This window comes from Paramagnetospirillum caucaseum, assembly GCF_000342045.1.
Lineage (GTDB): Bacteria > Pseudomonadota > Alphaproteobacteria > Rhodospirillales > Magnetospirillaceae > Phaeospirillum > Phaeospirillum caucaseum.
The window spans coordinates 1-25,594 of the sequence record NZ_AONQ01000041.1 but is presented as its reverse complement, the minus strand read 5'-3'; the positions used below and the strand labels follow the sequence as shown (position 1 = coordinate 25,594).

The window sequence follows — 25,594 nt, the reverse complement described above, 5'->3', positions numbered from 1 at the left end:
GGAGGACGGGCCATGTATCACGACAACGACCGTTCCAAGCTGTTCTCCCGCCGGGCCATGATGCTGGCTGGCGGCAAGGCGACCCTGATGGGGGCGCTGGCGGCCCGCATGTACTATCTGCAGGTCATGGAGGCGGACAAGTATGCCGTCCAGGCCGAGGACAACCGCATCAGCACCCGCCTGCTGGCTCCGCCGCGCGGCCTGATCCTCGACCGCAACGGCATCGCCATGGCGGTCAACCAGCACAACTACCGCGTCATGGTGGTGCCGGAGCAGACGCCGTCCCTTGACTACACCCTGGACGCCCTGACCAAGATCATCGCCATCGGCGACGGCGACCGCGCCCGCATCCACAAGGAGGTGCGCCGGCGGCGCAGCTTCGTGCCCCTGAGCGTGCGCGAGAACCTGACCTGGGAGGAAGTGGCGCGCGTCGAGGTCAACGCCGCCGACCTGCCCGGCGTGGTGATCGACGTGGGCCAAAGCCGTTATTACCCGCTGGAAAGCCTGGGCGCCCACATCCTGGGCTACGTCTCGGCGGTGTCGGAAAACGAACTGACCGGCGACCCGCTGGAGGAACTGCCGGGTTTTCGCATCGGCAAGGGCGGCGTGGAGCGTATCTACGACATGGCGCTCAGGGGCCGCCACGGCACATCGACCCTGGAGGTCAACTCGGTGGGCCGCGTCATCCGCGAGCTGGAGCGCAAGGAGGGCGAGCCCGGCCTCGACCTCAACCTGACGCTGGACATGAAGTTGCAGGAATACGCCGCCCAGCGCTTAGGCGACGAAAGCGCCGCCGTGGTGGTGATGGACATCCATACCGGCGACGTGCTGGTCATGGCCTCGACCCCGTCCTTCGACCCCAATTCCTTCAATCGTGGCCTGTCCGTCGACGAATGGAAGGACCTGTCGACCAATCCCCGCTCGCCGCTGACCAACAAGGCCATCGGCGGCACCTTCGCGCCCGGCTCCACCTTCAAGATGCTGACCGCCCTGGCGGCGCTGGAGGCCCGCGACATCACGCCCGAGATGCGGGTGTTCTGCTCGGGCCACACCCAACTGGGCTCCATCAAGTTCCATTGCTGGAAGAAGGAAGGCCACGGGGCACAGGACCTGATCAGCGGCATCAAGAATTCCTGCGACGTCTACTTCTACGAAGTGGCGCGCCGCGTCGGCTACGAGAAGATCGCCGAGATGGCCAAGAAGTTCAGCCTGGGCACCCCCACCGGTATCGACCTGCCCGGCGAGAAGTCGGGGATCATCCCCAACAAGGCGTGGAAGCGGGCGGTGTTGAAGCAGCCCTGGCATCCGGGCGAGACCCTGATCAACGCCATCGGCCAGGGCTATGTCACCGCCACCGCCATGCAGTTGGCCACCATGACGGCGCGTATCGCCAACGGCGGCTATGCGGTGGTGCCCCACGTGGCCCGCGACCAGATCACCGAGAAATCCGCCCGGGGCCGCGCCGCCCCCGCCTGGCCCAGCATGGACGTGTCGCGCCAGTCCCTGGCCCTGATCCGCAAGGGCATGTTCGCGGTGTCCAACGAGCCGGGCGGCACCGCCTACAAGGCCCGCATCTTCCAGGACGGCATGTGGCTGTCGGGCAAGACCGGCTCGGCCCAGGTGCGGCGCATCACCATGCGCGAGCGCGAGACCGGGGTGAAGAAGAACGACCAGCTGCCGTGGAAGGAGCGCGACCACGCCCTGTTCGTGGCCTATGCCCCCGACGACAACCCGCGCTATTCCATCGCCGTGATCGTCGAGCATGGCGGCGGCGGTTCGGCGGTGGCGGCGCCCATCGCCCGCGACATCATGATCGAGGTGCAGAAGCGCGACATGGCGCGTATCGCCACCGATGACGGCGGCGTTCCCACCACGTCCGACCTGAGGAGATTCTGATGCTGAGGCCGCTGCCGCGCACGCCGTCGCGCCTCAACCGCACCGAAATGTCCATGCGCGACAAAATCTGGCAGATCAACTGGTCGCTGATCGCCGTGCTGACCGCCATCGCCTCGGTGGGCTTCGCCACGCTCTATTCGGCGGCGCAAGGGTCCATGGAACCCTGGGCCATCAAGCAGATGGTCCGCTTCGCCGTCGGCATCGGCCTGATGATCACCGTGGCCATGATCGATCTGCGCTTCTGGATGCGCCACGCCTACGGCATCTACGCCATCGCCTTCGTGCTGCTGGTGGCGGTCGAGGTGAAGGGCACCATCGGCATGGGGGCGCAACGCTGGATCGATCTGGGCTTCATCCAACTGCAGCCCTCGGAAATCATGAAGATCGCCCTGATCCTGTCGCTCGCCCGCTATTTCCACGGCGCCGGCCAGCAGGAGATCGGACGGCCGCTGTTCCTCATCCCGCCGATGATCATGGTGTTCGCCCCGGCCATCCTGGTGCTGAAACAGCCCGATCTCGGCACCGCCATGATGCTGATCATGTCGTCGGGCGCCCTGTTCTTCATGGCCGGGGTCCGCATGTGGAAGTTCGTGGTGGTCATCGCCGGTTCCCTGGCCGCCATTCCGGTGGCCTGGCAGTTCCTGCGCGAATACCAGAAGAAGCGGGTGCTGGTGTTCCTCAACCCCGAGAGCGATCCCCTGGGGGCCGGCTACCACATCACCCAGTCCAAAATCGCGCTCGGCTCGGGCGGCTTGTTCGGCAAGGGCTACATGATGGGAACGCAAAGCCGCCTCAACTTCCTGCCCGAGAAGCAGACCGACTTCATCTTCACCATGTTCGCCGAGGAATGGGGTATGATGGGCGGGTTGGTGCTGCTCGGCCTTTACGCCCTGCTGCTGGCCTACGGCTATGCCATCGCCATCCGCTGCCGCTCGCAGTTCGGCCGGCTGGTGGCCCACGGCATCGCCACCACCTTCTTCCTCTACTTCTTCATCAACACCGCCATGGTGATGGGATTGGTGCCGGTGGTCGGCGTGCCGCTGCCGCTGATTTCCTACGGCGGCACCGCCATGCTGTCGCTGCTGCTGGGCTGGGGGCTGGTGATGAGCGCCTATATCCACCGCGACATCCCCATCTCGCGGCGCGGCATGGGCGAGGATTGAGGCCGGAGCCCAAAGAAAAAGCCCCGCGGCGGGGCCGTGGGGCTCTGGGACGGGTCAGACGTCCCGTTCGGGATCGATGTCGAAGCGGCGTTTGCCGTACTTGCCGGTGAAAGACGGCCCGTCGTCGATCTCCACGTGGTCGCGGCCGAACGTGGCGTGCTGCATCAGGCGCTCCTGCAATTCGATCAGGTGCTTCCAGTACTGCATCATCTGGTTGGTGGAATTCATCCAGCCTTCCAGCATGGCCTGCTGCATCTCGAGCATATTCTTGTAGGGATCGTTCATGGTCCTGCCCTCCTCGGCCCGCAGCCCTGGTCTTGCCCATGGTGGGGCGGTTAGGGTCGAGCCCTCATGGTAGCGCAGACGAGGAAGACATTCCAGCCGCCCTGACGCGATGCCGTCACAGGGCGGCCAGCGCGGCCTCGCGGTCGGCGTAGATGGACAGGATCTTGGCGAAGCCCGAGACGTCGAACACCTCGCGGATATGGGGCCGCATGGAGCACAGCGCGAACTTGCGGGTGCCCCGCGTCATCTTGGCCCCCACCAGCACCACGCGCAGCCCGGCGCTGGAGATATAGTCCAACTCGCCGAAATCGATCAGAATCTTGGGCGCGCCGGCGTTGACCACCGCCAGGACGCGGGCCTCGAAGGCCTTGGCCGTCGAACTGTCCACCCGGGCGAGGGGAACCAGCACGGTGGCGTCGCCAGCCTGTTCTTCACGGATTTCCATAACCTAGAACTCTCCTATGCCGAAATCGTCTTGCGCAGGGTGGTGGTGTTGCGGCCGCCCTCGTGCGCATACTCGGTTCCATCCATGAACTCCTTCACCAGGAAGACCCCCAGCCCGCCGATGGGCCGGTCCTCGACGTCCAGGTCGAGGTCGGGAATGGGCGCCTCGGTAAAAGGATCGTACTCCTTGGCGTCGTCGATAATGCGGGTCACGAATTCCCGGCCATCGTAGACGAACTCCACCTGGATTTCATGGGCATCCTCGTCATCGTATCCGTACGAGATAATGTTGGTGATCAATTCGTCCAGGCAGACATTGAGGTTGAAGGCCAGCTTTTCCGGCAGGCCGTTCTCCTCGATGAAGACGTCCACCAAATCCGCCAGCCGCTCCAGTTCCGCGACATCGTTGCCGATGACCATGGCCGCCCGCTTGGGTTCCATGTCCTGGAACGGCGGACGCTGGGCCGGAGTGACGGCGGGCGGTACGATGGCGGGCGGCACGGAAGCCGCCGCAATCTCGTCCGCGGGCGCGGGCATGCCCCTGCCGTCCATGTCGTTCCCTCCCGGCGCCTGGAAGCCGGTCAGCATCAGCCGCGGCCGGACTTCCATGGGCGCATCCGCCTCCATGGAAGCCTGATCGAAGCGCAGCGTCAACATGGTGATATCGTCGAATTGTGGCGCGTTGCCGACGAAGGCCTCCACCGAGCGCAGCACCCCGGCGATCACCGCCTCGGGATTTGAATCCTCGGTACCGCCCAGTTCGGCGATCAGGCGCGGCTCGTCATAGAGGGCATCGGCGGAATTCTGGGCCTCGGTGACGCCGTCGGTATAGAGATGGACCACTTCGCCGGGATTCAGGGTGAAGGTGCCGGTCTCGTATTCCAGATCCTCCAGCACCCCCAACGCCACGCCCGAGACGTCGCGGATGGCCTGCACGGAACCGTCGGCCCGCAGGATCATGGGCGGCGGGTGGCCGGCATTGCAGAACCCCACCTCGCCGCTGCGGGTGTCGAGCACGCCGTAGAAGCAGGTGGCGAACAGGGTCTGGGGGTTGTCGCGGGCCAGCATGGTGTTGACGAAGGCCATGCATTCGCCGGGCGAACTGGACAGCGGCGCCACCGCCTTGACCAGCGAGCGGGTAATGGCGATGAACATGGCCGCCGGCACGCCCTTGCCCGAGGCGTCGCCGATGACGAAGCCCAGGTGGTGGTGGTCGATGAGGAAGAAGTCGTAGAAATCGCCCCCCACCTCCTTGGCCGGCACCATGGAGGCGTGAATCTGGAACTCGCCCCGTTCGGGGAAGGGCGGGAACACCTGGGGCAGCGAGGACAGCTGTAATTCCCGGGCGAAGTCCAGTTCCTGGCGCAGCGCCGCCAGCTGGTCGCGGGTGCGCAGGGCCTCGCGCAGGATCTCCACGTCGCGGGTGCGCTCGGCAATCAGCGATTCCAGACGCTCGTGCTGTTCGCGGATGCGCGACGACATGGTCTGGAAGGCCACCGCCAGCACCTCCAGCTCGCCCTTGGAGCCGTCGCCGCCCTCGGCGCCGGCGGTCGGGCGGCTGGACAGTTCCTCGATCTGCTTGAGGTCGTCCAGCACCGCCTCGCGGGCGTCCTGCTCCAGCATCTCGGACAGGCGCAGCATCTGCAGGCGGATGAACAGTTCCTGGCGGCGGCGCTGGCGCTCGCGCCGCTCCTCCAGCAGGTCGATCTTGATGGCGTTCTCGCGGAACACTCCCACCGTGCTGGCGATGCGGCCGATCTCGTCGTTGTCGTGGCGCACGTCGAGCATCACCGAGGTATCGCCCCGGGACAAGGCGTTGAGCACCGCGATGGCCTGGTCGAGGGGATCGAACGAGCGGCGCAGATAGACCGAGAACACGGCCAGCACGAAGACCAGGAACAGCCCCACCGCCCCGATGGCGATCATGCGGATCTCGTGCTGGCGGGCCTGGGTCTCGGTGGAATCGCGCACGCTGACCAGGGCGCCGATCACCCTGCCCTCGCCGTCGGACAGCGGGAACACCACCACGGAATAGAAGCGCGAGCCGTCGCGCCAGCTCTCCAGCCGGCTCTTGCGGACCGAAATCTTGGACTCGAACACCTTCCACAGCAGGTCATTGGTGCCGTCGGTCATCTGCCCGACCCGGTCCACCAGGAAGACATCGGACCCGGTCGAGGCCTTGAACTCCTCCAGCGGCGGCCGCAGATCGGAAACGATGGTGGCGACGCCGACCACCGTCCCGTCCAGCCCGGCCAGCGGCACGGTGATGGCGGCGATGAACTGCTTGTCGCTGTTCTGGGTAATGCCGGTGCGCGCCTTGCCGCTCTCGGCGATCAGCCGCACCGTGCCTGCATCCACCAGGGGCGTGTCCAGCAGCGAACCCTGGGACGAATAGAGCAGGTCGCCGTCCAGGCCAACGATCTCGGCCCGCCCGACACCGCGCCGGGCCAGCCCGGCGATGGTCGGGGCCATGGCCTCGCGCGCCTCGCTCGGGCTTTTGCGGGCGATGGCGGCGATCATCTCCTGGTTGGCGGTCAGCAGCGGCGCGGCGGCTTCCAGGCGCTGGACGGTATTCTCCACCAGCTTGTCCCAGAAGATCTGCTGGCCGTTGAGGGTGGCCTGGACATAACGCTCGTCGGCCAGTTCCTCGTTCTTCAGGCCGGCGAAGAACAACCCCGCCACCAGCAGGGAATAGGTGACGGTGACGATGAGCGTTACGCGGGTGCGGAGCAGCATGCATCCCCCCGCCCGTTGACCACCGCGTTGGCCACCGCGCCGGGCATGGCCATGTCCGGCGGCAGGAAGCCCGACAGTATCTCCAGATACTCGGCCGGTTCGAACAGTTTCAGCCCCTTGGCCTTGAAGGCGGCGAAGGGCTCGGGACCCGGCAGCGAGCCGTACTGGCGCAGGCTGAAATCCTGCGCCGCGTATTCGGGCTGGCGGCCCTGGCGCAGCCCGGCCAGCATGGCAAGGAACAGGGCGAGGCCCGGCTGGTAGGTGTTGACCACGTGCCAGAGCAGCGAGCGTTGCCGCTCGATGGGCAGATAGCCGATACCGACGATGGGGCCGGTGTCGATGCCCTTGTCCACCCGGTGCAGGGTGCAGCCGATGGAATCGGAGCCGTCGAGCAGGCAGCGGAACGGCGCGAACAGCCCGGCATAGCGCGGCAGGGCGCCGGGATGGATGTTGTAGGTGCCGAGCCGGGGGATATCGTAGGTGTTGGGCTTGAAGATCAGCGAGAAACGCGCCGAGATGGTCAGGTCGGGGGCGAAGGCGCGGATGCGGGCCTCGCCCTCCGGCCCGTTGAGGTCGGAGATGCTTTCGATGGTGATGCCGTAGCGCTGCGACAGCCCGGCGAAGGTCAGCAGCGGCGCCCCCCCCTCTCCGACGCCGGACGCTTCCGCCCGGTCGAGCAGCGGGAACAGGATGTCCATGGGCAGGTCGCGCTCGAAGAACTTGATCTCCGCCAGTTCGGGCACGGTGTTCTCGACGGGCCGCGTCTTCTCGCTCATCAGCACCATCACCGTGTCGCCGGCCAGATGCGGCAGCAGGGTGTTGAGAATCAAGGCCCCCGCCAGGTCCATCTTGGTGCAGACCAGAATGCGGAGGGGCGGGTGGGAGGTGATCAAGGCTTGTTCTCCTTGGCCTCGGTGCGGTCGATGATCTCGGCCAGCCCCATCAGCTTCATGGGGGGAAAGAGACCGATCTGCCGCACCACCGGCATGTTGATCAGCACCGACAGCCGCTTGGGCGCATCGATGGGAATGTCCTTGGGAGCGATCTTGCGGACCAGGATCTGCTCGGCCTTGTAGGCAGTCAGCTGGCCCACCGTGTAGTAGCGGTAGACGCCGCCGAACATCGCCTTGGAGGTCACCACCGGATTCTCCGCCGCCGCGAAGGTGGGGATGGCGTGGTCGAGCGCCGCCTGGGTCAGGATGTCGCGGTTGATGTTGAGGAAGGTGTCGGGCGGAATGTAGAGGAAATCCACCCGCGCCGCCTTGATCTCCGCCACCTTGAGCGCGATGCTGGCCGGCTTGGGCTTGCCCTCGGCCACATCCACCGGCAGGGCCACCACCTCGAAGCCGGTGGCCTTGCCGATGCCGTCCAGCTGCTCGGCCGCCACCTGGGAATTGCGCTCCAGCGGATTATAGACCATGCCCAGCCGCTTCACCGGCCGGTAGGACTGGATCAGGTTGACCTGGGTCTCCATGGGTACCAGGTACAGGGTGCCGGTGATGTTGCGCTCCGACGACGACAGGCTGGGCACCACGCCGCCCACCGGCTGCGACACCACCGCGAACACCGCCGGGATGTCGGTGATGTGCCGCGCCGGGTCGGCGGAATCGAAACGGCCCAGCATCTCCTCGCTGACCGTGGTGCCCCAGGTGAACACCAGATCCACCTTCAGCGCCTTGGCCTCGGCGACGAAATCCTTGAGCTTGGCCTTGTCCTGGCCGGCGTCGCGGATGATCAGCTCCACCGGAATGCCCTGGTTGGCGAAATAGTCCTTGAAGCCCTGGGCGGCATCCTCCCAGCCCCGCCACAGGGCCATGTAGATGCGGAACGGCTTGGCCCCCGGCTCGGCCGCCCCGGCAGGCCCGGACAGGGCCAGGGCGCATGCCGCCAGGATCAGGGTGACGAGTCGTCTCATTCCCCCCACTCCGTCTCGATATGGGGACCGGCATGGTAGGCGAAGGACAGCAGGGCGAACACCGCCGCCATGCCCAGCACCAGCCAGCCCAGCGCCACGATGGCCCCCTGATGGCCGTAAAGCGGGATCAGCGCCGCCGCCAGCAGCGGCCCGGCGAAGCTGCCGATGCGCTCGGCCAGACGCAGGAAGGCCAGCACGTTGGTCTGGCCGATGGCCCGGCACTCGGTCCAGCACAGATCGGGGATCATGGCCAGCTGCGGCGAGGCCGACAGGCCGTGCGAGACGCCCAGCAGCAGGATGGCCGCCTGCACCGCCAGGACCGGCTCGTCCCAGAAGGCGGGCAGCACCAGCCCGGCCCCGCCCAGCAGGCCACCCGCCGCCACCAGCCCGACCCGCCACCCCACCCGGTCGGCGAAGCGGGCCACCAGCGGCGACAGCAGCACCACCGACACCGGATAGGCCATCATCATCCGGGCCACGTCCCCCAGGTCGAGGGACGGGTTCTGGGAGAGCGTCAGCGGCACCAGGAAGAACAGGAAGCCGGTGAGCGCCATCTTGGCGGGAATGGCGGCGAAGGCCACCAGCGCCGAAAAGCGCCAGTTGCGCAGCAGCCGCAGGAAGTCGCGCTTGCGCGGGCTGGGCCCCTCGGCTTGCGGCTGGGTGCTGTCCAACAGGCGCCAGATCAGTACGGCGGTGATCACCGTCAGCGCGCCGGCCACCAGGAAGGTGACGCGGAAGCCCACCCGCTCGGCCAGCACGCCGCCGATGCCGGTGCCACACACGCTGGCGGTCAGCACGGCGCCCACATAGACGCCCAGGCCCTGGGTGCGGGTCTGCTGCTGCGACACCTGGGCGATGTAGCCCTGGCAGGCCATGGTGATGAAGGCGTAGCCCAGCGCCGTCGCCGCCCGCCAGGCGATCAGGTCGTAGATGGTCACCGCCAGCGCCGACATGACGAAGCCGATGGTGGCCGGCACCAGCCCGATCAGGAACACCCGGCGCGCCCCCAGCCGGTTGGCCAGCAGCGAGGCCGAGGGCGAGGCCAGGGCGATCACCAGCATGAACAGGGCGATGGGCAGGCCCATGGCCAGTTCCGGCGTCAGGCCGGGAATGGGGGCGTAGAGGTCGCGGATGTAGAGCGGCATGAACGAGCGCGAGATCTCTTCCGCGAACACGAAAAGGAACAGCGGCAGGCGGATGTCGGTGGCCTGGTGCTCGTTGACGATCTCGGGCCGGCCGTTGCGGGCGAAGCGGAACAGGAAGCGCACCCGGGACTCGATGTCCTTGACCTTCTCGACCACGCCGGCATCGAAATGGGCGGCCTTGACCTCGTCGATATAGGCCTCCAGCCGGCGGAACAACTGGTCGGCCAGCCGGATGGCGCCGTTGAAGCCGTGCACGAAGCGCCCCACCTCGTCGTCGGAGGTGACGCCGGCCGAACAGCTGAAATCGCCGCGCCGCACCCGTTCCATCACCGTGCCCACCACCCGCATGGGGCCGGTGATGTTGAAGGTCACCACGAACAGCAGGATCTCCACCGCCACCAGCAGCGCCCCCAGGGTGACCACCGCCAGATCGACGAGAATCTCCTGCAGGCGGCCTCCGACGTAATCCTGGTCCATGCCCACATGGATGTGGCCGATGCGAGCGCCCTTGATGGCCAACGGCTGCGCCAGATCGATGAAACCGCCCAGCGCCAGCTTGCGCGAATGCTCCGTTCCGGCGGCGAAGTCGGCGCCGCCATAGACGGCTTCCAGCACCGACCGCTCGGCGCCTTCGATGAACAGCACCTTGCCGGCGCGGTCGGTCACCGCCAGATAGCGGATTTCCGGGTTGGCGGCCAGGACGGGGGCGAAGAACTGGTCCATCCCCTGCAACTGGTCGAGAGGAATACCGTAGCCGACCGCCCGTTCGATGGACTGCTCCAGATCGCGGCCGATGGCCTCGGCCTTCTTGTCCATCTCGGGAATCAGGCCGCGGCTGAACTCGCCGGTGGCCTGATGGGCGATCCACGCCACCGGCGGCACCAGCACCAGCACCACCAGCAGCAGCAGGCGGATGAACAGCGGGCGGGTGCGGTCGAGGATCATGGCCGCCCCCTCACATCAGCCGGTCAAGACGGCCGACCTCGTCGGTGGCGTCCTTGACGTGGTCGATGGTCTCGCGGGTCTTGCCGACAAACTCGGCGAAGCGCGCCTCGAAGGAATCGCCGCCGCTCTCGGGGATCGCCTGCCCGCCCACCGAGAGCACCTCGCCCATGGTCTTTTCCATGCTGCCCAGCTTGCGTCCGACGCCGCCGAACAGGATGTACAATCCGCCGACCGCCACCACCGAGGCCGCCGCCAGGGCGATGGCGATGCTCTTGAGCAACTGGCTGAGCAGCCCGGAAACCCCCTTCTCCACATAGGCCATGGGATAGCGCAGCACCACGCCGCCTTCAACCTTGCCCAGGTTGTTGACCAGGGGCAGGCCGACGATCAGGTTGTCCTCGTCCACCACGCTGAAGGATTGCTGCATGCCGCTGCGAATGGCCTCGGCCAGGGAATCCGACACCCTGGTGCCGATGGCGCCGCGGTCGGTGTCGAACAGCACCTCGCCCCGGTAGTCGTAGACCTCCACCGCCAGGATCTGGGAATCGCGCGATTTCTCGCGCTCGATGATTTCCTGTACCTGGCGCAGTTGGCGCAGGGCGAACCCCAGGTTGAGACTGTCCTCGATCCGCTTCTTGATGGTGAACACCACGAAGGAGTAGCGGGACTGCACCTGGGCGGAATAGACGCTTTCGAACTTGTAATAGGCGAAGAAGGCGGTCAGCAGCAGGGTGGACAGCAGAATGGAAACCAGGGCCAGCGAGACCTTGCGGGCCAGCGACCAGCGTACCGGACGCGCCGGCGGCAGGCAGGCTCCGGCGCCCCCCGCGATACTGGATTGCCCCATCAATTCCAAGACCCGTATCCTTCCCACCGGGTGACGGTTGAACCGAACCGCCGAAGCGATTAGAAGCAGGCTCTGTTTATAGGATATTTACCGAGGCTGTCCAAGAGCGTGGCGGTCTGAATTCCCATGAAGACCGGAGAATCTTCATCTCCCGTTCAATCATGTGGTCCCTCGGGCAAAAGATTCCAATGACTTCGCAGCAAGGACATACAGTGTTCACCTCACCCGATGCTATACCAGCGACATATCCGGTCGGGATTTTCGACTCCGGGGTGGGGGGACTGACTATCGCTGCGGCCATCCGGCGCAGCATGCCCGACGAGCGATTGCTTTATCTTGGCGACGTGGCGCGCCAGCCCTACGGCACCAAATCGCCGCGCACCGTGACCCGCTACGCGGTGCAGGCGGCTGAATTCCTGGTTGAAAAGGGCATCAAGGCCCTGGTGGTGGCCTGCAACACCGCCTCGGCGGTGGCCCTGGACGCCATCGCCGAGCGTTTTCCCCACCTGCCGGTGCTCGGCGTGGTCGAGGCGGGCGCCGACGGCGCGGCCAAGGCCTCGGCGGACGGCCGCATCGTGGTGGCGGCCACCGAGGGCACCTGCCGCTCCCAGGCCTACGAACGGGCCATCGCGCGGCGCCGCGAAGGCGCCCGGGTGCGCTGCGTGCCCTGCCCGCTGTTCGTCGCCCTGGCCGAGGAGGGGCTGACCGACGGCCCCATCGTGGACAGCGTCGCCCGCCATTATCTGGGATCGCTGTTCGACGGCAGCGAGGCCGGCGACTGCCTGGTGCTGGGCTGCACCCATTTCCCCCTGCTGGCCCCGGCCCTGGCGCGCCTCGCCGGGCCGGACGTCACCCTGGTGGATTGCGCCGAGGCGACCGCCTCCATGCTGGTCCGCCGGCTGGCGGGACGCGAAGCCCCCCCGGGCGGCGGCGGCCTGCAGCTGATCTCCACCGACGCGCCGGAACGCTTCGCCCGCATGGTGGGAAAGCTGTTCCCGGCGCTGGGCCCGGCGCCCGAGGTGGAACTGGCGGATCTGTAAACGTCACCGACCTGTCACTTGAGCCGCGGCGTGGCGCGGCCTAGGCCTTCTCCCGAAATATCCGGGAGGACATCATGCGCATCGCCCTGGTTACCGACGCCTGGACTCCGCAACGCAACGGGGTGGTGCGGGTATTGGCCACCCTGGCCGACACGCTGGGGGATCTCGGCCATCTGGTGCGGGTGATCGAGCCTTCGGCCTTCACCACCCTTCCCTGCCCGTCCTACCCGGAGATTCCGCTGGCGTTGCTGCCCGGCCGCCGCATGGCGCGGATGCTGGACGAGTTCGCCCCCGACGCCGTCCACATCGCCACCGAGGGGCCGCTGGGCTGGGCGGGGCGGTCCTGGTGCCTGAAGCACCACCTGCCCTTCACCAGCGCCTACCACACCAAATTCCCCGAATACATCCATACCCGCACCGGCATTCCGCTGGACTGGGCCTATGGCCTGATGCGGCGCTTTCACGGCCCGGCGGCGACGGTGCTGTGCCCGTCGCCCTCGGTCCACCGCGAATTGCGGCAGAAGGGATTCTCCAACGCCGTGCCGTGGTCGCACGGGGTGGATGCCGGTCTCTTCCGCCCCGGCCCCAGGGATTTCCTCGATCTGCCGCGCCCCATCTTCCTGTATGTGGGCCGGGTGGCGGTGGAGAAAAACCTGCCGGCCTTCCTGGATCTCGACCTGCCGGGCTCCAAGGTGGTGGTGGGCGACGGTCCGGCGCGGACCGGGCTGATGCGGCGCTATCCGGAGGCCCATTTCCGCATCGTCAACGGCGATCAGGAACTGGGCCGAGCCTATCGCGCCGCCGACGTTTTCGTCTTTCCCTCGCGCACCGACACCTTCGGCCTGGTGATGCTGGAAGCCCTGGCTTCGGGCGTGCCGGTGGCGGCCTTCCCGGTCACCGGTCCGCTGGACGTCGTGGGAGGCGCCTCCGTCGGCGTGCTGGACGAGGACTTGCGGGCCGCCGCCCTGCGGGCCCTGACGATCCCGCCCGAGGATTGCCGCCGCCATGCCTGCCGCTTCTCCTGGTCACGGGTGGCGGCGGAATTCCTCAGCCATCTGCGCCCCTTCACCCGGCGGGCACGAGCCAGTTGATCTTTGCCCGCCGGGAAGAGCACACTGGTGCCCCTTGCCCCGACCAGGATGGCCGCCTTGATCCTTCGCCCCGCCGCCTTTGCCTTCGTCCTCGCCCTCGCCGCCCTGCCCGCCGCCGCCAAGTCGGCCTGCGGCACGCCCGAGGAGATCAAGGCGGCCCAGTTGCGCCAGTTCCATTATCAGTTGCAGGTGGCGGCGCTGAACTGCCGGGGCGACGATCCCTCGCTGCCCGGCAAGTGGAGCACCTATGTCCACCGCCACGGTGGCACCATGAGCGACAACGCCAAGCTCATGCGCGGCTATTTCCAGCGCACCGGCAAGGGCGCGGCGAGCTTCGACCGTTACAACACGGTACTGACCAACCGGGAGTCGATCCGCGTGCACGAGACCGAGGGCTATTGCGAGATGCATGCCCCGCTGTTCGACAAGGCCGCCTCGGCCAATGGCCACCAACTGATCGCCCTGGCCGGCGAGACGGTGGGCAAGCCGGCGGATATCAGCCCCTGCCCCGAAACCCGACAGGCCGACGCCGGGACGAAGCCGAAGAGAATCGCCCGGAAGGCGGAATAACCTAATCCTCGTCCGCCGCCTTGCGCCGCGCCGTTTCCCAGTCGCGGGGCAGGATCATGTCGGCGGCCCACAGGCCGCGCCGGGCGGCGACGGCCTGTTTCTGCGCCTCGGCATAGGGGCCGTCCTTGGCGGCGCGGGCCAGCCCTGCCTGGACCAGCAGGCGGCCAAGATCACCCTCGGCCACCCGGCACCGCCCCCACAGCTGGCCCGAAGCCACATCGACGATCTCGCAGGCCACCCCCTTGGCCAGCGCTTCGCCCATGCGCTTCCTGGCCGGGCGGGCACAGTCGAATTCGTCCTTGGCCGATTTGCTGGCGCACCAATCCTTGCGTCCCGGGGCGGCGATGCCGGCCAGGGCGATGTGCAGGCCGCGCACCTGAACCGCGCCGGCGTCGTAGCCCTCGGCCTTGCCCCACACGCAGGCACCGCCCTCGGCATCCTCGGGACAGCGGAGGGGAGCGGCGGGAGCGGGCGTGGCGGGCGGCGCCTGCGGCCCGGCGGCCAGGACGGGGGCCGACAGGATCAGGGCGGTCAGGGCGAGTGCGATTGCATGCATCAGCCCAAGGTAGAGCACTTATTGCGCGACGTCGATCCTGAAGCCGGCATGGCAGGTGGTGCAGCGGTCCAGCTGGGCGATCAGCCGGCTGTTGAGCTGGGCCGGGCTCTCGCCCTTGGCCGCCGCGTCGGCCATCTCGTCGAAACCGCCGTGCAGGCCCATGGCCAGCCGCTTGAAGTCCAGCGGCAGCTTGAGCAGCAGGTCGGGGGCCTTGTCGTGGGCCTCGCCCATGCCCATGGCCCGGGCGGCCCGGCCGACCTTGGCGGTGTCGCCCTCGGCCAGGGCGGCGGTGATGTCGCGGACCACCACCAGCAGGCCGCGCATCTCGGAGAACACCATCTCGCGCTCGGCCCCGCTCAGCAGAATGGCGGTGCGGCCGTCCGGGGCCTTTGCGGTCCGCCCGTGGACGAACAAGGCGCCCAGGCCGACGGCCGACACCAACCACAGGACAAGGGCGATCAGCCCCAGACGGTTCATCATCGCAAGTTCCTCTTTGCCTCAGGCCGTCCGCGAAATGCGCACCCGCCAGACCTCGGGGCCGTCTTCCAGGTATTCCCAGCCGAAGGTGCCGGCGCGCTCGGCGTTGAAGTGATAATAGAGCGGCTTGGGGTCGTGGTCATTGACCAGAATGAAGGCACCGCCCACGGCCAGGGACTCGAAGGTCCCGAAGATCTGGGGATGGCGGTCGCGCGGCTGGATGGCGCGGACGTCGAGCTGGGGTTCGGACATGGCGGTCGCTGCTCCTTGGGAATTGGGGAGGCCCCGATACGGCGGGAGGGGAGTGGGGAGGGGAGGGCCTGCCGCACCGGGGCTCTGATAAATACATAAGCGCCGCGCTAAGGCTTTGCCTTGAGCCTGGTCAAGCGGCATTTCCTGTGTTTTACATAAAACCCACAATCCCATGTCTGGTATTTATCCCCACCCCCTCCCCGGCCTTCGGGCCGCCCCTGGACAGCCCAACCCCCCACGGGTTAAAACCGCCCGTTACGCCGTCCCCCTAGCCCGCGATGGATGCCATGCAGACCGCCAACGAGATTCGCCGCACATTCCTCGACTTCTTCGAGAAGAACGGCCACACCGTCGTGAATTCCAGCCCGCTGGTGCCGCGCAACGATCCGACGCTGATGTTCACCAACGCCGGCATGGTGCAGTTCAAGAACGTCTTCACCGGCATCGAGAAGCGCGACTACGTCCGCGCCGCCACCGCCCAGAAATGCGTGCGGGCCGGCGGCAAGCACAACGACCTGGACAACGTGGGCTACACCGCGCGGCATCACACCTTCTTCGAGATGCTGGGCAATTTCTCGTTCGGCGACTATTTCAAGGATCTGGCCATCGAACTGGCCTGGAACCTGATCACCAGGGATTTCGGCATCAACAAGGACCGCCTGCTGGTCACCGTCTACCACGACGACGATCAGGCGGCCGAGGCTTGGAAGAAGATCGCCGGCCTGCCCGAATCGCGCATCATCCGCATCCCGACCTCGGACAATTTCTGGGCCATGGGCGACACCGGCCCCTGCGGCCCGTGCTCGGAGATCTTCTACGACCACGGCGACCACATCCCCGGCGGCCCGCCCGGCAGCCCCGACCAGGACGGCGACCGCTTCATCGAGATCTGGAACCTGGTGTTCATGCAGTTCGAGCAGGTGGACAAGCAGACCCGCATTCCCCTGCCCAAGCCCAGCATCGACACCGGCATGGGCCTCGAACGCCTGACCGCCCTGCTGCAGGGCAAGCACGACAATTACGACATCGACCTGATGCGCGCCCTGATCGAGGCCTCGGCCGAGGGCTCCAACACCGACGCCGACGGCCCGCACAAGATCAGCCACCGGGTGGTCGCCGACCATCTGCGCTCGTCGGCGTTTCTGATCGCCGACGGCGTGCTGCCCTCCAACGAGGGGCGCGGCTACGTGCTGCGCCGCATCATGCGCCGCGCCATGCGCCACGCCCATCTGATGGGCTGCTCCGAGCCCTTGCTGTGGAAGCTGGTCCCGGCGCTGACCCGCCAGATGGGCGAGGCCTATCCCGAACTGGTGCGCGCCAACGCCCTGATCACCGAGACCCTGAAGCTGGAGGAAACCCGCTTCAAGGTCACCCTGGACAAGGGCCTCAAGCTGCTGGACGACGAAATCACCCGGATCGGGTCAGGCCGGAAGCTGGCCGGCGAGGTGGCGTTCAAGCTCTACGACACCTACGGCTTCCCCCTCGACCTGACCCAGGACGCCCTGAAGGCCAAGGGCATCGGCGTCGACACCGACGGCTTCGCCTCGGCCATGGAGCGCCAGCGCGCCGAGGCCCGCAAGGCGTGGTCCGGCTCGGGCGAGGCGGCCACCGAATCCCTGTGGTTCGAACTGCGGGAAAGCCTGGGGGCCAGCGAGTTCCTCGGCTACGATGCCGAGCAGGCCGAGGGCAAGATCATCGCCCTGGTGGAGAACGGCAAGAGCGTCGAGGCCGTCCATCCCGGCCATCAGGTGGCGATCATCGCCAACCAGACCCCGTTCTACGGCGAATCGGGCGGCCAGATGGGCGATTGCGGCCTGATCACCGTCGCCGGCGGCAAGGCCATCGTCACCGTCACCGACACCCAGAAGAAGCTGGGCGACCTGATCGTCCATTTCGGCACCGTCGAGGGCGGGCCGGTGGCGGTGGGCGAGGATGCCCATTTCGCCGTGGAATCCACCCGCCGCGACGCCACCCGCGGCCACCACTCGGCCACCCACCTGCTGCACGCCGCGCTGCGCGACATCCTGGGCGACCACGTCACCCAGAAAGGCAGCCAGGTCGGCCCCGACCGCCTGCGCTTCGATTTCGCCCACACCAAGGCCCTGTCGGCCGCGGAATCCCGCGCCGTCGAGGCCGAGGTCAACCGCCGCATCCGCGTCAACGCCGAGGTCGCCACCAAGGTGATGACCCCCGACGACGCCATCAAGGCCGGCGCCATGGCCCTGTTCGGCGAGAAGTACGGCGACGAGGTCCGCGTGGTCTCCATGGGCGAGTTGTCCACCGAATTGTGCGGCGGCACCCACGCCACCCGCACCGGCGACATCGGCGGCTTCAAGATCGTGGCGGAAAGCGCCGTGGCGTCGGGCGTGCGCCGCATCGAAGCGGTGACCGGCCCGGCCTTCCTGGCCTGGGCACAGGCGCAGGAAGACCTGCTGGCCAAGGCCGCCGACACCCTGAAGGCGGCCCCCGCCGACCTGCCGGCCCGCATCGCCGGCCTGATGGACGAGCGGCGCAAGCTGGAGCGCGAACTGGCCGAAGTCAGGAAGCAACTGGCCACCGGCGGCGGCCAGGGCGCCGCCACCAAGAGCGTTAACGGCATCACCTATGCCGGCAAGGTGCTGAGCGGTGTGCCCGCCAAGGATCTGAAGGGCATGGCCGACGAGATCAAGAAGCAGATCGGTTCGGGAATCATCGCCCTGGTCTCCGACGCCGAAGGCAAGGCCTCCATCGTGGTCTGCGTCACCGAGGACCTGACGGGCAAGCACAGCGCCGTCGACCTGGTCCGCGTCGGCTCGGAGGCCCTGGGCGGCAAGGGCGGCGGCGGCCGTCCCGACATGGCCCAGGCCGGCGGCCCCGACGCCTCGGCGGCCCAGGCGGCCCTGGACAGGATCGAGCAGGCCCTGGCGGGATAGCCTTCTCCCTGGACCGCGAAAGCCCCTTTCCCTCGCCGGGGAAAGGGGCTTTCTTCATTCCGCTCCGGCCCCATTCCGGTCCCGTCCCGCATGCCCCCATGCATCCCTTGACACATAAGTTTATGTTGCACCGCAACATAAACATCCCATCTCATGGTATGACCAGTGAAGGAGGTCGGCCATGCTGATCCGCAGACTCTATATCCATGAACGCGCCGCCTATGTTGCCCATCTGAAGGGGCTGTCGGCCGAGGACCGTCGCCTGCGCTTCGCCCGCTCCGGCGTGGCCGACCGGGTGATCGACGACTATGTCGCCACCATCGGCGTCGGCGACCTGATCCTGGCCGCCTTCGCCGGCGACGAACTGGTGGGGGCCGCCCATGTGGCGCTGAGCGGCAGCCTCGCCGAGGTGGGGGTCAGCGTCGACGAGCGCCACCGCACCGACGGCATCGGCTCCAAACTGCTGCGTCAGGCGGTGGCCTTCGCCCGCAACCGCCGGGCGGAAAAGCTCTATACCCTGTGCCTGTCGGACAACCGGTCCATGGTCGCCCTGGCGCGGCGCGCCGGCATGCAGGTGCATTTCGAGGGCGGTGAGGCCGAGGCCTTCCTCGACCTCACCCCGCCCGATCCGGCCACGGTGACCGAGGAGATCAGCAGCGGCCTGTTCGCGGTGATCCACGACTGGGCGGAAATGATGGATTCCTACAGCGCCCTGCTGATCGTGGGATCGCCGGTCGAACCATTGTTCGAAGCCAGCGGTTGTCGGGTGACGCATACCCCGCAAAGCTGCTGATCCCAATCCACTGGAAACAATGGTGGCGGTGCTCCGTGTCTGTGTCTTGCTCGAAGTGTCGAAGATGGATTTGACCTTCGTGGCGCACCAGGAGTTTCAGTCGCTTGCGTCACCCTCCTCGTCCCACTCGAACTCGGTCCACCATTCGGCCTCGAAGCCGTCGCAGGTGTCACCGTAGGCTCGGCACATGAAGCAACCGTCGCCACGCGTGAGCGTCGCGTCCTCGACCGGCGGATAACGGAGCAGCAGGGCCGCGCCGGCCTCACGCGCGGCGGCCTCCACATCGCTCATCGGCCGATCCGGCAACTCGCGAATGCCGCACCGGTAAAGCCGCTCGGCACCCTCCGGGTACAGGACGGAGTTCTCCGCGTCGATATGGCGCCAGAGCGCGTGCGAGTAGCGAATTGCCAGAGCCTGAAGCCGAACACGATCATCCTCGGACTGCGGCCTCTGTTGGAGAAGCGGCGTCATCTCGCACAGCCACCCTCCCATCTCGACGTGCTCGAGCGTGACGGCGTGCAATGGCCCGCGGTCGCCCGGCAGTTCCGCCTCCGTCACCAGAGCCTCGAAGAACACTCGTTCCTCGCGATCATGATGGAAATGGCCCGCGAACTCGGTGAAGAACGCGGCAAAGCGTTTGCCGTCATCCGGGTCCGCAGTCCCGTCGACGAGTCCGCCGACATACGTGCGAAGGGATCCCAGCACCTGCTCGATCAGGACGTGCTCGTCTTGGAGAATGTCGATCAGCTTCATCGTCGATTCATCCTGGTGCCTTGCTGCCTCCATGCAGCCTCGGCCGCCAGATATGGTGAATCGGGTTGAGGGAGGTATCTATGACGTTCGTCAACAGCGGCGCCGTCGCTGGAGAGGCTGGGTTGAGTCACCCGACAGCGGTCTGGCGAAGAGCGCTTGACATTGATCTCCTTCCAAAGCAAATTGCGAGTCATTCGCATTTGCACTCAAGGAGCTTCCCATGTGTGAGCAATGCCACCCCGCCCTGGCCGAAGCGGCCCCGACGCCCCGCCACCGCGCCCGGCTGTGGGAGATCGACAACCAGTGGCACTGCACCATCATCGGCACCTGCCTCAGCCTGGGTGAGTTGAGGGGAGTGGCCTCCAAGCTGGGAGTGCAGATGCGCTCGGCCAAGCCCACCGCCTATGAAATCCACACCTCGATGATCCATCTGGCGTCGCGGGAACGCCTGGTGGGCAAGACGCTGAACAAGCTGCTGGACCGCAAGCACGCCGCCGCCATCAACCGCGCCAAGCCGCTGGCCGGCGAGGAGACTCTGGGCGCCTGGTGGGAGGAATGCCTGGGCAAGGGCGAGGTCGCCGCCGCCTGCTGGGCGGTGATGAGCCACCCCGACTGCACCGATTCGCTGCGCAGCCGGATCTTCGGCGACATCCACATGCTGTCCCATCAGGTGGGAGCGGCGGCGCGCGCCGATCTCAGGTCCATCCACCAGCTGGAGCGCGACAAGGCCGACCTGGAGGCCAAGGTGGCGCGCCAGCAGGACCGCCTGAAGGCCGAGATCGGCCGGCGCAACACCGAAATCCGCGAACTGCGCCAGTTGCTCGACCAGGAGGCCGCCGAATCCCGCCGCCTCGCCCATGCCGCCGAATCCGCCCTCAACATGGATCGGCTGCACCACGAGGTGGGCGAACTGCGCCACCTGCTGGAGGTGGAGACCGCCTTCCGCCAGGTGGCCGAGGACGAGGCGCGCCGACTGCAGGCCCAGGCCCGCGACCGGGACGCGGAGAACGACCGCCTGCACCGCGAACTGCGCGACATGCGCGATGAGCTGGCCGCCTCGGAAACCCGGCTGGCCGCCACCCTGGCCCCGGCCGAGACGGCGGGCGACGGACTCGGCCAATGCGACGAGGAGTGCGCCCGCCTGGACCTGTGCGGCCGCTGCATCCTGTTCGTCGGCGGCCGCAACCAGCACCTGCCCCATTTCCGCCGGCTGGTGGAAGAGGCGGGCGGCACCTTCACCCACCACGACGGCGGCTTCGAGGAAAGCATGGGCCGCCTGCACTCGCTGTTCGGCCGCGCCGACGCCGTGCTGTTCCCGGTGGACAGCGTCAGCCACGGCGCCCACGACGAGGTCAAGCGCCTGTGCCGCCGCTGGGAAAAACCCTTCGTGCCGGTCCGCCGCTCCGGCCTCGGCGCCTTCATCCGGGCGCTGTCCACCGTGGCGGGGCAATAGCGCTCTCCTTGGCAAAGGTAAATTGTATATACATATTATGGGCGGATAGCCGAGCGTGGAACAGCCAAGCGCTTGATCTCGGCGCGAAGGGCACGGACAAATGAGCGAAGAGCATATCATCAGGCGCACTCTCACTGAGCGCCACAAAGGCAAGACCGACTGGGTGCGGGTCAAGGCGCTGCCCGATTCCGCCATCGACGCCGCCATCGCCGCCGACCCGGAGGCCGCCCCCGTCCTGGACGAGGAATGGTTCCGCACCGCCCAACTGGTCATGCCCCAGCCCAAGGCGGCCATCTCCATCCGCGTCGACCGCGAGGTCCTCGACTGGTTCAAGGGCCAAGGGCCGGGCTACCAGTCGCGCATGAACGCGGTGCTGGCCGCCTATGTGAAGGCCCACCGCAAGGGCGGCTGAAGCTCGAGCCCCCTTTTCCGGAAGGGGGCTCATGAACTATGGTCCGGGGATGAGCCAGCCCGCCTCCGCCATGATCCTGTCCGCCGACCCCGCCGCCATCGCGCGGGCCGGCCGCGTGCTGGCCGAGGGCGGGCTGGTGGCCTTTCCCACCGAGACGGTGTACGGGCTGGGAGGCGACGCCACCTCGGACGCGGCGGTGGCCGCCATCTTCAAGGCCAAGGGCCGTCCCAGCTTCAATCCGCTGATCGCCCATGTCAGCGGCCTCGATCAGGCCGCCGCCCTGGTGGAATTCAACGGCGACGCCCACCGCCTGGCCGAGCGCTTCTGGCCCGGCCCGCTGACCCTGGTGCTGAAGAGGCGGCCCGATTCGCCGGTGTCGCTGCTGGCCTCGGCCGGGCTGGATTCGGTGGCGGTGCGCATGCCCGACCATCCGGTGGCCCTGGCCCTGATCAGGGCGGCGGGGCGCCCCCTGGCGGCGCCCTCGGCCAACCGCTCGGGCCGGGTCAGTCCGACGCGGGCCGAGCACGTCGCCCAATGCCTGGAAGGCCGCATCGCCATGGTGCTGGACGGCGGCCCCTGCCGGGTGGGGGTGGAATCCACCGTGCTCGACCTCTCCGAGCAGCCCCCCACCCTGCTGCGCCCCGGCGGCGTCACCGCCGAGGAGTTGGAGGCCGTCCTCGGCCACCCCATCCGCCGCGCCCTGGAAACGCCCGACGCCCCACGCTCGCCCGGCCAGTTGGAAAGCCACTATGCCCCCGCCCTGCCCGTCCGCCTCGACGCCGCCGGGGCCGAACCCGGCGAGGCGCTGCTGGGCTTCGGCCCCGCCTCCGATTGCGTCCTCAACCTGTCGCCCAAGGGCGACCTGTCCGAGGCCGCCGCCCATCTGTTCGCCATGCTGCGCGCCCTCGACCGCCCCGACTACCGGGGCATCGCCGTGATGCCCATTCCCGAGAAGGGCCTGGGCCTGGCCATCAACGACCGCCTGCGCCGCGCGGCGGCTCCCAGGGACAAGCAGAAATGAGCGAGGCTATGCCGAGCGCGGGAGCGTTGAGCGACCCGGAGCGCAGCGGAGGAGCCAAGGGCGCCAAGGCGCCCGCCCGGCGCCTGAGGGACAAACCGAAATGAGCATTCTCGACTCTCTGGCCGCCATCGTCGGCCCCGGCAACGTCATCGCCGATCCCGCCGGCCTCGCCCCCTATCTGGCGGAGGAGCGCGGCCTCTACCGGGGCGCCGCCCGGGGCGTCGTCCGCCCCGGCTCCACCGCCGAGGTCTCGGAGGTGGTCAAGGTCTGCGCGGACGCCGGCATCCCCATGGTGCCCCAGGGCGGCAATACCGGCCTGTGCGGCGGCGGCGTGCCGTCCGAGGACGGGGGCTCGGTGGTGATCTCCAGCGAGCGGCTGACCCGCATCCGCGCCGTCGATCCGGTGGATTTCACCCTGACCGCCGAGGCGGGCTGCGTGCTGGCCACCCTGCAGCAGGCGGCGGCCGCCGCCGATTGTCTGTTCCCCCTGAGCCTGGGAGCGGAAGGCTCGTGCCGCATCGGCGGCAACATCTCGACCAATGCCGGGGGCACCAACGTGCTGCGCTACGGCAACACCCGCGACCTGGTGCTGGGCCTGGAAGTGGTGCTGTCCGACGGCAGCGTGTGGAACGGGCTGAAGCGCCTGCGCAAGGACAATACCGGCTATGCCCTGCAGCACCTGTTCATCGGCGCCGAGGGCACGCTGGGCGTGGTCACCGCCTGCGTGCTGAAGCTGTTTCCCCGTCCGCGCGAAACAGCCACGGCCCTGGTGGCCCTGTCCGACCTGGAGGCGGCGCTGCCCCTGTTCGCCCGCGCCCGCGCCGCGTCGGGGGATTCCGTCACCGCCTGTGAATTGATCCCCCGCCTGGGACTGGAACTGGGCCTGCGCCATGTGCCCGGGGTGCGCGACCCCTTCGCCGCGCCCCACCCCTGGATGCTGCTGCTGGAACTGTCGTCGTCGCGGCCCGGCGGCCTGCGCCAGGCGCTGGAGGACGTGCTGGGCGACGCCTTCGCGGACGGCCTGGCGGCGGATGCCGTGCTGGCCGAAAGCGAGAGCCAGCGGGCCGGCTTCTGGCGCATCCGCGAGGCCATTCCCGAGGCACAGAAGAAGGAGGGTGGCTCCATCAAGCACGACGTCGCGGTGGCCACCTCCCGCGTGCCCGAGATGATCCGCCGCTGCACCAGCGCGGTGGAGGCGGCCATGCCCGGCGTGCGGGTGGTGCCCTTCGGCCATCTGGGCGACGGCAACACCCATTTCAACCTGACCCAGCCGATCGGGGCCGACAAGACCGCCTTCCTGGCCCGCTGGGCGGAGATGAACCGCATCGTCCACGACATCGTGGTGGAGATGGAGGGCTCCATCTCGGCCGAGCACGGCATCGGCCGCCTCAAGGTGGACGAACTGGCCCATTACAAGCCGGGGGTGGACCTGGAGCTGATGCGCCGGGTCAAGGAGGCGCTGGACCCGCGCGGCCTGATGAATCCGGGAAAGATATTGCGCCCCGGCCCCGGGCGGCCATGAATCGGCGAAGGCCCGAAGCTTTCGCTGTTCCGCCGCCGGCCTCGTGTCTATAATCCCGCGCCATGTCGGGGATCACGCGATACATGATGCGCCAGATGGCGGTGGGGATGATTTTCGTCTCCGCCGCGCTGGCCTGCGTCCTGTGGCTGACCCAGTCGCTGCGCTTCGTCGAGATGATCGTCAACAAGGGGCTGTCCATCGGCTCCTTCCTCAAGCTCACCATCCTGCTGATGCCGGGCTTCCTGGTGGTGATCATCCCCATCTCCCTGTTCGCCGTGGTGCTCTTCACCTACAACCGCCTGATCGCCGACCGGGAACTGGTGGTCCTGCGCGCCGCCGGCCTCAGCCATCTGGCCCTGGCGCGGCCGGCGATCGTTCTCGGGCTGGCGGTGAGCGCGGTGGGCTATCTGCTCAGTTGCTGGATCATTCCGCTCACCGTGCGCAGCTTCCACGAGATGCAATGGACCATCCGCAACGACATCGGCAACGTGTTGCTGCAGGAAGGCATGTTCAACAAGTTCGGCGACGGGCTGACCATCTATGTCCGCTCGCGCACTCCCGACGGCGAGCTCACCGGCCTGCTGGTCCATGACAAGCGCCATCCCCAGCGCCCCGTCACCCTGATGGCCGAGCGCGGCGCCCTGGTCTATACCGAGCAGGGGCCCCGGGTGCTGATGGTCAACGGCAACCGCCAGGAAGTGACCCAGGGGACCGGCAAGCTGTCGCTGCTGTATTTCGACAACTACACGGTGGATTTCAACACCGCCACCGGCAACAAGCCCGACCGCTTCCGCGACGCCCGCGAACGCCCGACCCTGGAGCTGCTGACCATGGACGACAGCATGCCCAACAAGGGCGACTTCCGCCGCTTCAAGTCCGAGCTGCATTCCCGCCTGACCGCGCCGCTGTACAGCCTGGGCTTTCCGCTGCTGGCCGCCGCCATCCTGCTGACCTCCGGTTTCGACCGGCGCGGCCAGACCATGCAGGTGATGACCGCCACCGCCCTGATGGTCGCCGTCCAGGCCCTGGCGCTGGGAGCCACCAACCTGTCGGCCGGCAATCTGGCCTTCGTCCCGCTCATCTACATCAACGCCGCCCTTCCCATCGCCTTTGGCCTGTGGGTCCTGGCGCGCCCGCCGTGGCCGTGCCGCCGGACCGTACCGGCCATGGGCGCCGCGTGACGGGCCCAGGGTGACCACCGTGCCGTCTTCCCGCCATCTGCTCCTCATCACCTTGCTGTCGGCCTCCTCGGCGCTGACCGCGCCGGCGTGCGCCGATCTGATCTCCGAACAGAAGGCCTGGCCCGAGGCGGGGGGCTGGGGACAGGCCTGGGGGCGACGACGATCCCGCCGCCGCACCCGCGCCC

General features: G+C 67.7%; 22 protein-coding genes and 1 pseudogene. 12 read left to right on the top strand and 11 right to left on the bottom strand.

The genetic code is table 11. The annotated features are described in order from the left end of the window. The first annotated feature begins 12 nt into the window (after window positions 1-12). Both mrdA and rodA read left to right on the top strand, forming a co-directional pair. Window positions 13-1,896 (top strand): penicillin-binding protein 2, encoded by a 1,884-nt coding sequence (gene mrdA, locus H261_RS14675; RefSeq protein ID WP_008618948.1) that lies wholly within the window; start codon window positions 13-15, stop codon window positions 1,894-1,896. Then, a complete protein-coding gene (rodA, locus tag H261_RS14670; RefSeq protein WP_008618946.1) occupies window positions 1,896-3,059 on the top strand; it encodes a rod shape-determining protein RodA in 1,164 nt (387 codons plus the stop codon). The genes mrdA and rodA overlap by 1 nt, the downstream gene beginning before the upstream one ends. A 54-nt stretch (window positions 3,060-3,113) precedes the next feature. On the opposite strand, the gene H261_RS14665 is transcribed toward rodA, so the two are convergent. From H261_RS14665 to H261_RS14635, 7 genes are all read right to left on the bottom strand, one after another. Beyond that, window positions 3,114-3,344 (bottom strand): hypothetical protein, encoded by a 231-nt coding sequence (locus H261_RS14665; RefSeq protein WP_008618945.1) that lies wholly within the window; start codon window positions 3,342-3,344, stop codon window positions 3,114-3,116. A gap of 115 nt (window positions 3,345-3,459) precedes the next feature. Then, window positions 3,460-3,789 carry an STAS domain-containing protein gene (locus H261_RS14660; RefSeq protein WP_008618944.1) on the bottom strand — a complete coding sequence of 110 codons (330 nt, stop codon included), beginning with the start codon at window positions 3,787-3,789 and terminating at the stop codon, window positions 3,460-3,462. 14 nt (window positions 3,790-3,803) lie between these two features. Next, window positions 3,804-6,524, bottom strand: coding sequence for a SpoIIE family protein phosphatase (locus tag H261_RS14655; protein ID WP_008618943.1), 2,721 nt, complete (start codon window positions 6,522-6,524; stop codon window positions 3,804-3,806). Continuing rightward, window positions 6,503-7,417: a formyl transferase gene (locus H261_RS14650; protein WP_008618942.1), complete on the bottom strand. Its 915-nt coding sequence runs from the start codon at window positions 7,415-7,417 to the stop codon at window positions 6,503-6,505. The genes H261_RS14655 and H261_RS14650 overlap by 22 nt, the downstream gene beginning before the upstream one ends. After that, the gene (locus H261_RS14645; RefSeq protein WP_008618940.1) at window positions 7,414-8,439 is read right to left on the bottom strand and encodes an ABC transporter substrate-binding protein; all 1,026 of its coding nucleotides are present in this window, start codon (window positions 8,437-8,439) and stop codon (window positions 7,414-7,416) included. Before H261_RS14645 ends, H261_RS14650 begins: the two co-directional genes overlap by 4 nt. Further along, the gene (locus H261_RS14640) at window positions 8,436-10,529 is read right to left on the bottom strand and encodes an MFS transporter (RefSeq protein WP_008618938.1); all 2,094 of its coding nucleotides are present in this window, start codon (window positions 10,527-10,529) and stop codon (window positions 8,436-8,438) included. Before H261_RS14640 ends, H261_RS14645 begins: the two co-directional genes overlap by 4 nt. 10 nt (window positions 10,530-10,539) lie before the next feature. After that, window positions 10,540-11,385, bottom strand: a complete 846-nt coding sequence (locus H261_RS14635) for a hypothetical protein (protein ID WP_008618936.1) — start codon at window positions 11,383-11,385, stop codon at window positions 10,540-10,542. Window positions 11,386-11,537: 152 nt separating this feature from the next. Here H261_RS14635 and murI point away from each other — a divergent pair, with 152 nt between their 5' ends. The 3 genes from murI to H261_RS14620 all read left to right on the top strand — a co-directional run bounded on the left by murI (window position 11,538) and on the right by H261_RS14620 (window position 14,077). Then, on the top strand, window positions 11,538-12,416 hold the full coding sequence (gene murI, locus H261_RS14630) for a glutamate racemase (RefSeq protein WP_322096296.1): 879 nt from the start codon (window positions 11,538-11,540) through the stop codon (window positions 12,414-12,416). A gap of 74 nt (window positions 12,417-12,490) precedes the next feature. Then, window positions 12,491-13,507: a glycosyltransferase family 4 protein gene (locus H261_RS14625; protein WP_008618931.1), complete on the top strand. Its 1,017-nt coding sequence runs from the start codon at window positions 12,491-12,493 to the stop codon at window positions 13,505-13,507. Between the two features lie 48 nt (window positions 13,508-13,555). Beyond that, window positions 13,556-14,077: a hypothetical protein gene (locus H261_RS14620; protein ID WP_008618929.1), complete on the top strand. Its 522-nt coding sequence runs from the start codon at window positions 13,556-13,558 to the stop codon at window positions 14,075-14,077. Between the two features lies 1 nt (window position 14,078). On the opposite strand, the gene H261_RS14615 is transcribed toward H261_RS14620, so the two are convergent. From H261_RS14615 to H261_RS14605, 3 genes are read right to left on the bottom strand one after another with little or no spacing between them, the layout of a single operon-like run. Continuing rightward, the gene (locus tag H261_RS14615; protein WP_040476587.1) at window positions 14,079-14,633 is read right to left on the bottom strand and encodes a thermonuclease family protein; all 555 of its coding nucleotides are present in this window, start codon (window positions 14,631-14,633) and stop codon (window positions 14,079-14,081) included. 18 nt (window positions 14,634-14,651) lie between these two features. Beyond that, window positions 14,652-15,113 carry a hypothetical protein gene (locus H261_RS14610; protein WP_008618926.1) on the bottom strand — a complete coding sequence of 154 codons (462 nt, stop codon included), beginning with the start codon at window positions 15,111-15,113 and terminating at the stop codon, window positions 14,652-14,654. An 18-nt stretch (window positions 15,114-15,131) separates the two neighbouring features. Continuing rightward, complete coding sequence (locus tag H261_RS14605) at window positions 15,132-15,362, bottom strand: DUF2249 domain-containing protein (RefSeq protein WP_008618923.1); 231 nt, start codon at window positions 15,360-15,362, stop codon at window positions 15,132-15,134. Between the two features lie 287 nt (window positions 15,363-15,649). Between H261_RS14605 and alaS the strand changes: the two genes are divergently transcribed. Next, a complete protein-coding gene (alaS, locus tag H261_RS14600) occupies window positions 15,650-18,274 on the top strand; it encodes an alanine--tRNA ligase (protein WP_008618921.1) in 2,625 nt (874 codons plus the stop codon). Window positions 18,275-18,455: 181 nt separating this feature from the next. Next, window positions 18,456-19,067, top strand: coding sequence for a GNAT family N-acetyltransferase (locus tag H261_RS14595; protein WP_008618920.1), 612 nt, complete (start codon window positions 18,456-18,458; stop codon window positions 19,065-19,067). A gap of 96 nt (window positions 19,068-19,163) precedes the next feature. Here H261_RS14595 and H261_RS14590 read toward each other — a convergent pair whose 3' ends face one another. Further along, window positions 19,164-19,820, bottom strand: coding sequence for a hemerythrin domain-containing protein (locus H261_RS14590; protein WP_008618919.1), 657 nt, complete (start codon window positions 19,818-19,820; stop codon window positions 19,164-19,166). A gap of 220 nt (window positions 19,821-20,040) precedes the next feature. Here H261_RS14590 and H261_RS14585 point away from each other — a divergent pair, with 220 nt between their 5' ends. From H261_RS14585 to lptF, 5 genes and pseudogenes are all read left to right on the top strand, one after another. Continuing rightward, window positions 20,041-21,273, top strand: coding sequence for a DUF2325 domain-containing protein (locus tag H261_RS14585; protein WP_008618918.1), 1,233 nt, complete (start codon window positions 20,041-20,043; stop codon window positions 21,271-21,273). Window positions 21,274-21,373: 100 nt separating this feature from the next. Next, window positions 21,374-21,685 carry a BrnA antitoxin family protein gene (locus H261_RS14580; RefSeq protein ID WP_008618917.1) on the top strand — a complete coding sequence of 104 codons (312 nt, stop codon included), beginning with the start codon at window positions 21,374-21,376 and terminating at the stop codon, window positions 21,683-21,685. Window positions 21,686-21,716: 31 nt separating this feature from the next. Continuing rightward, window positions 21,717-22,706, top strand: a complete 990-nt coding sequence (locus H261_RS14575) for an L-threonylcarbamoyladenylate synthase (RefSeq protein ID WP_235062940.1) — start codon at window positions 21,717-21,719, stop codon at window positions 22,704-22,706. After that, window positions 22,703-24,228 (top strand): annotated as a pseudogene (locus H261_RS14570) (FAD-binding oxidoreductase). The gene H261_RS14575 and the pseudogene H261_RS14570 overlap by 4 nt, the downstream one beginning before the upstream one ends. 83 nt (window positions 24,229-24,311) lie before the next feature. Further along, a complete protein-coding gene (lptF, locus tag H261_RS14565) occupies window positions 24,312-25,409 on the top strand; it encodes an LPS export ABC transporter permease LptF (RefSeq protein ID WP_008618914.1) in 1,098 nt (365 codons plus the stop codon). Window positions 25,410-25,594 lie beyond the last annotated feature (185 nt).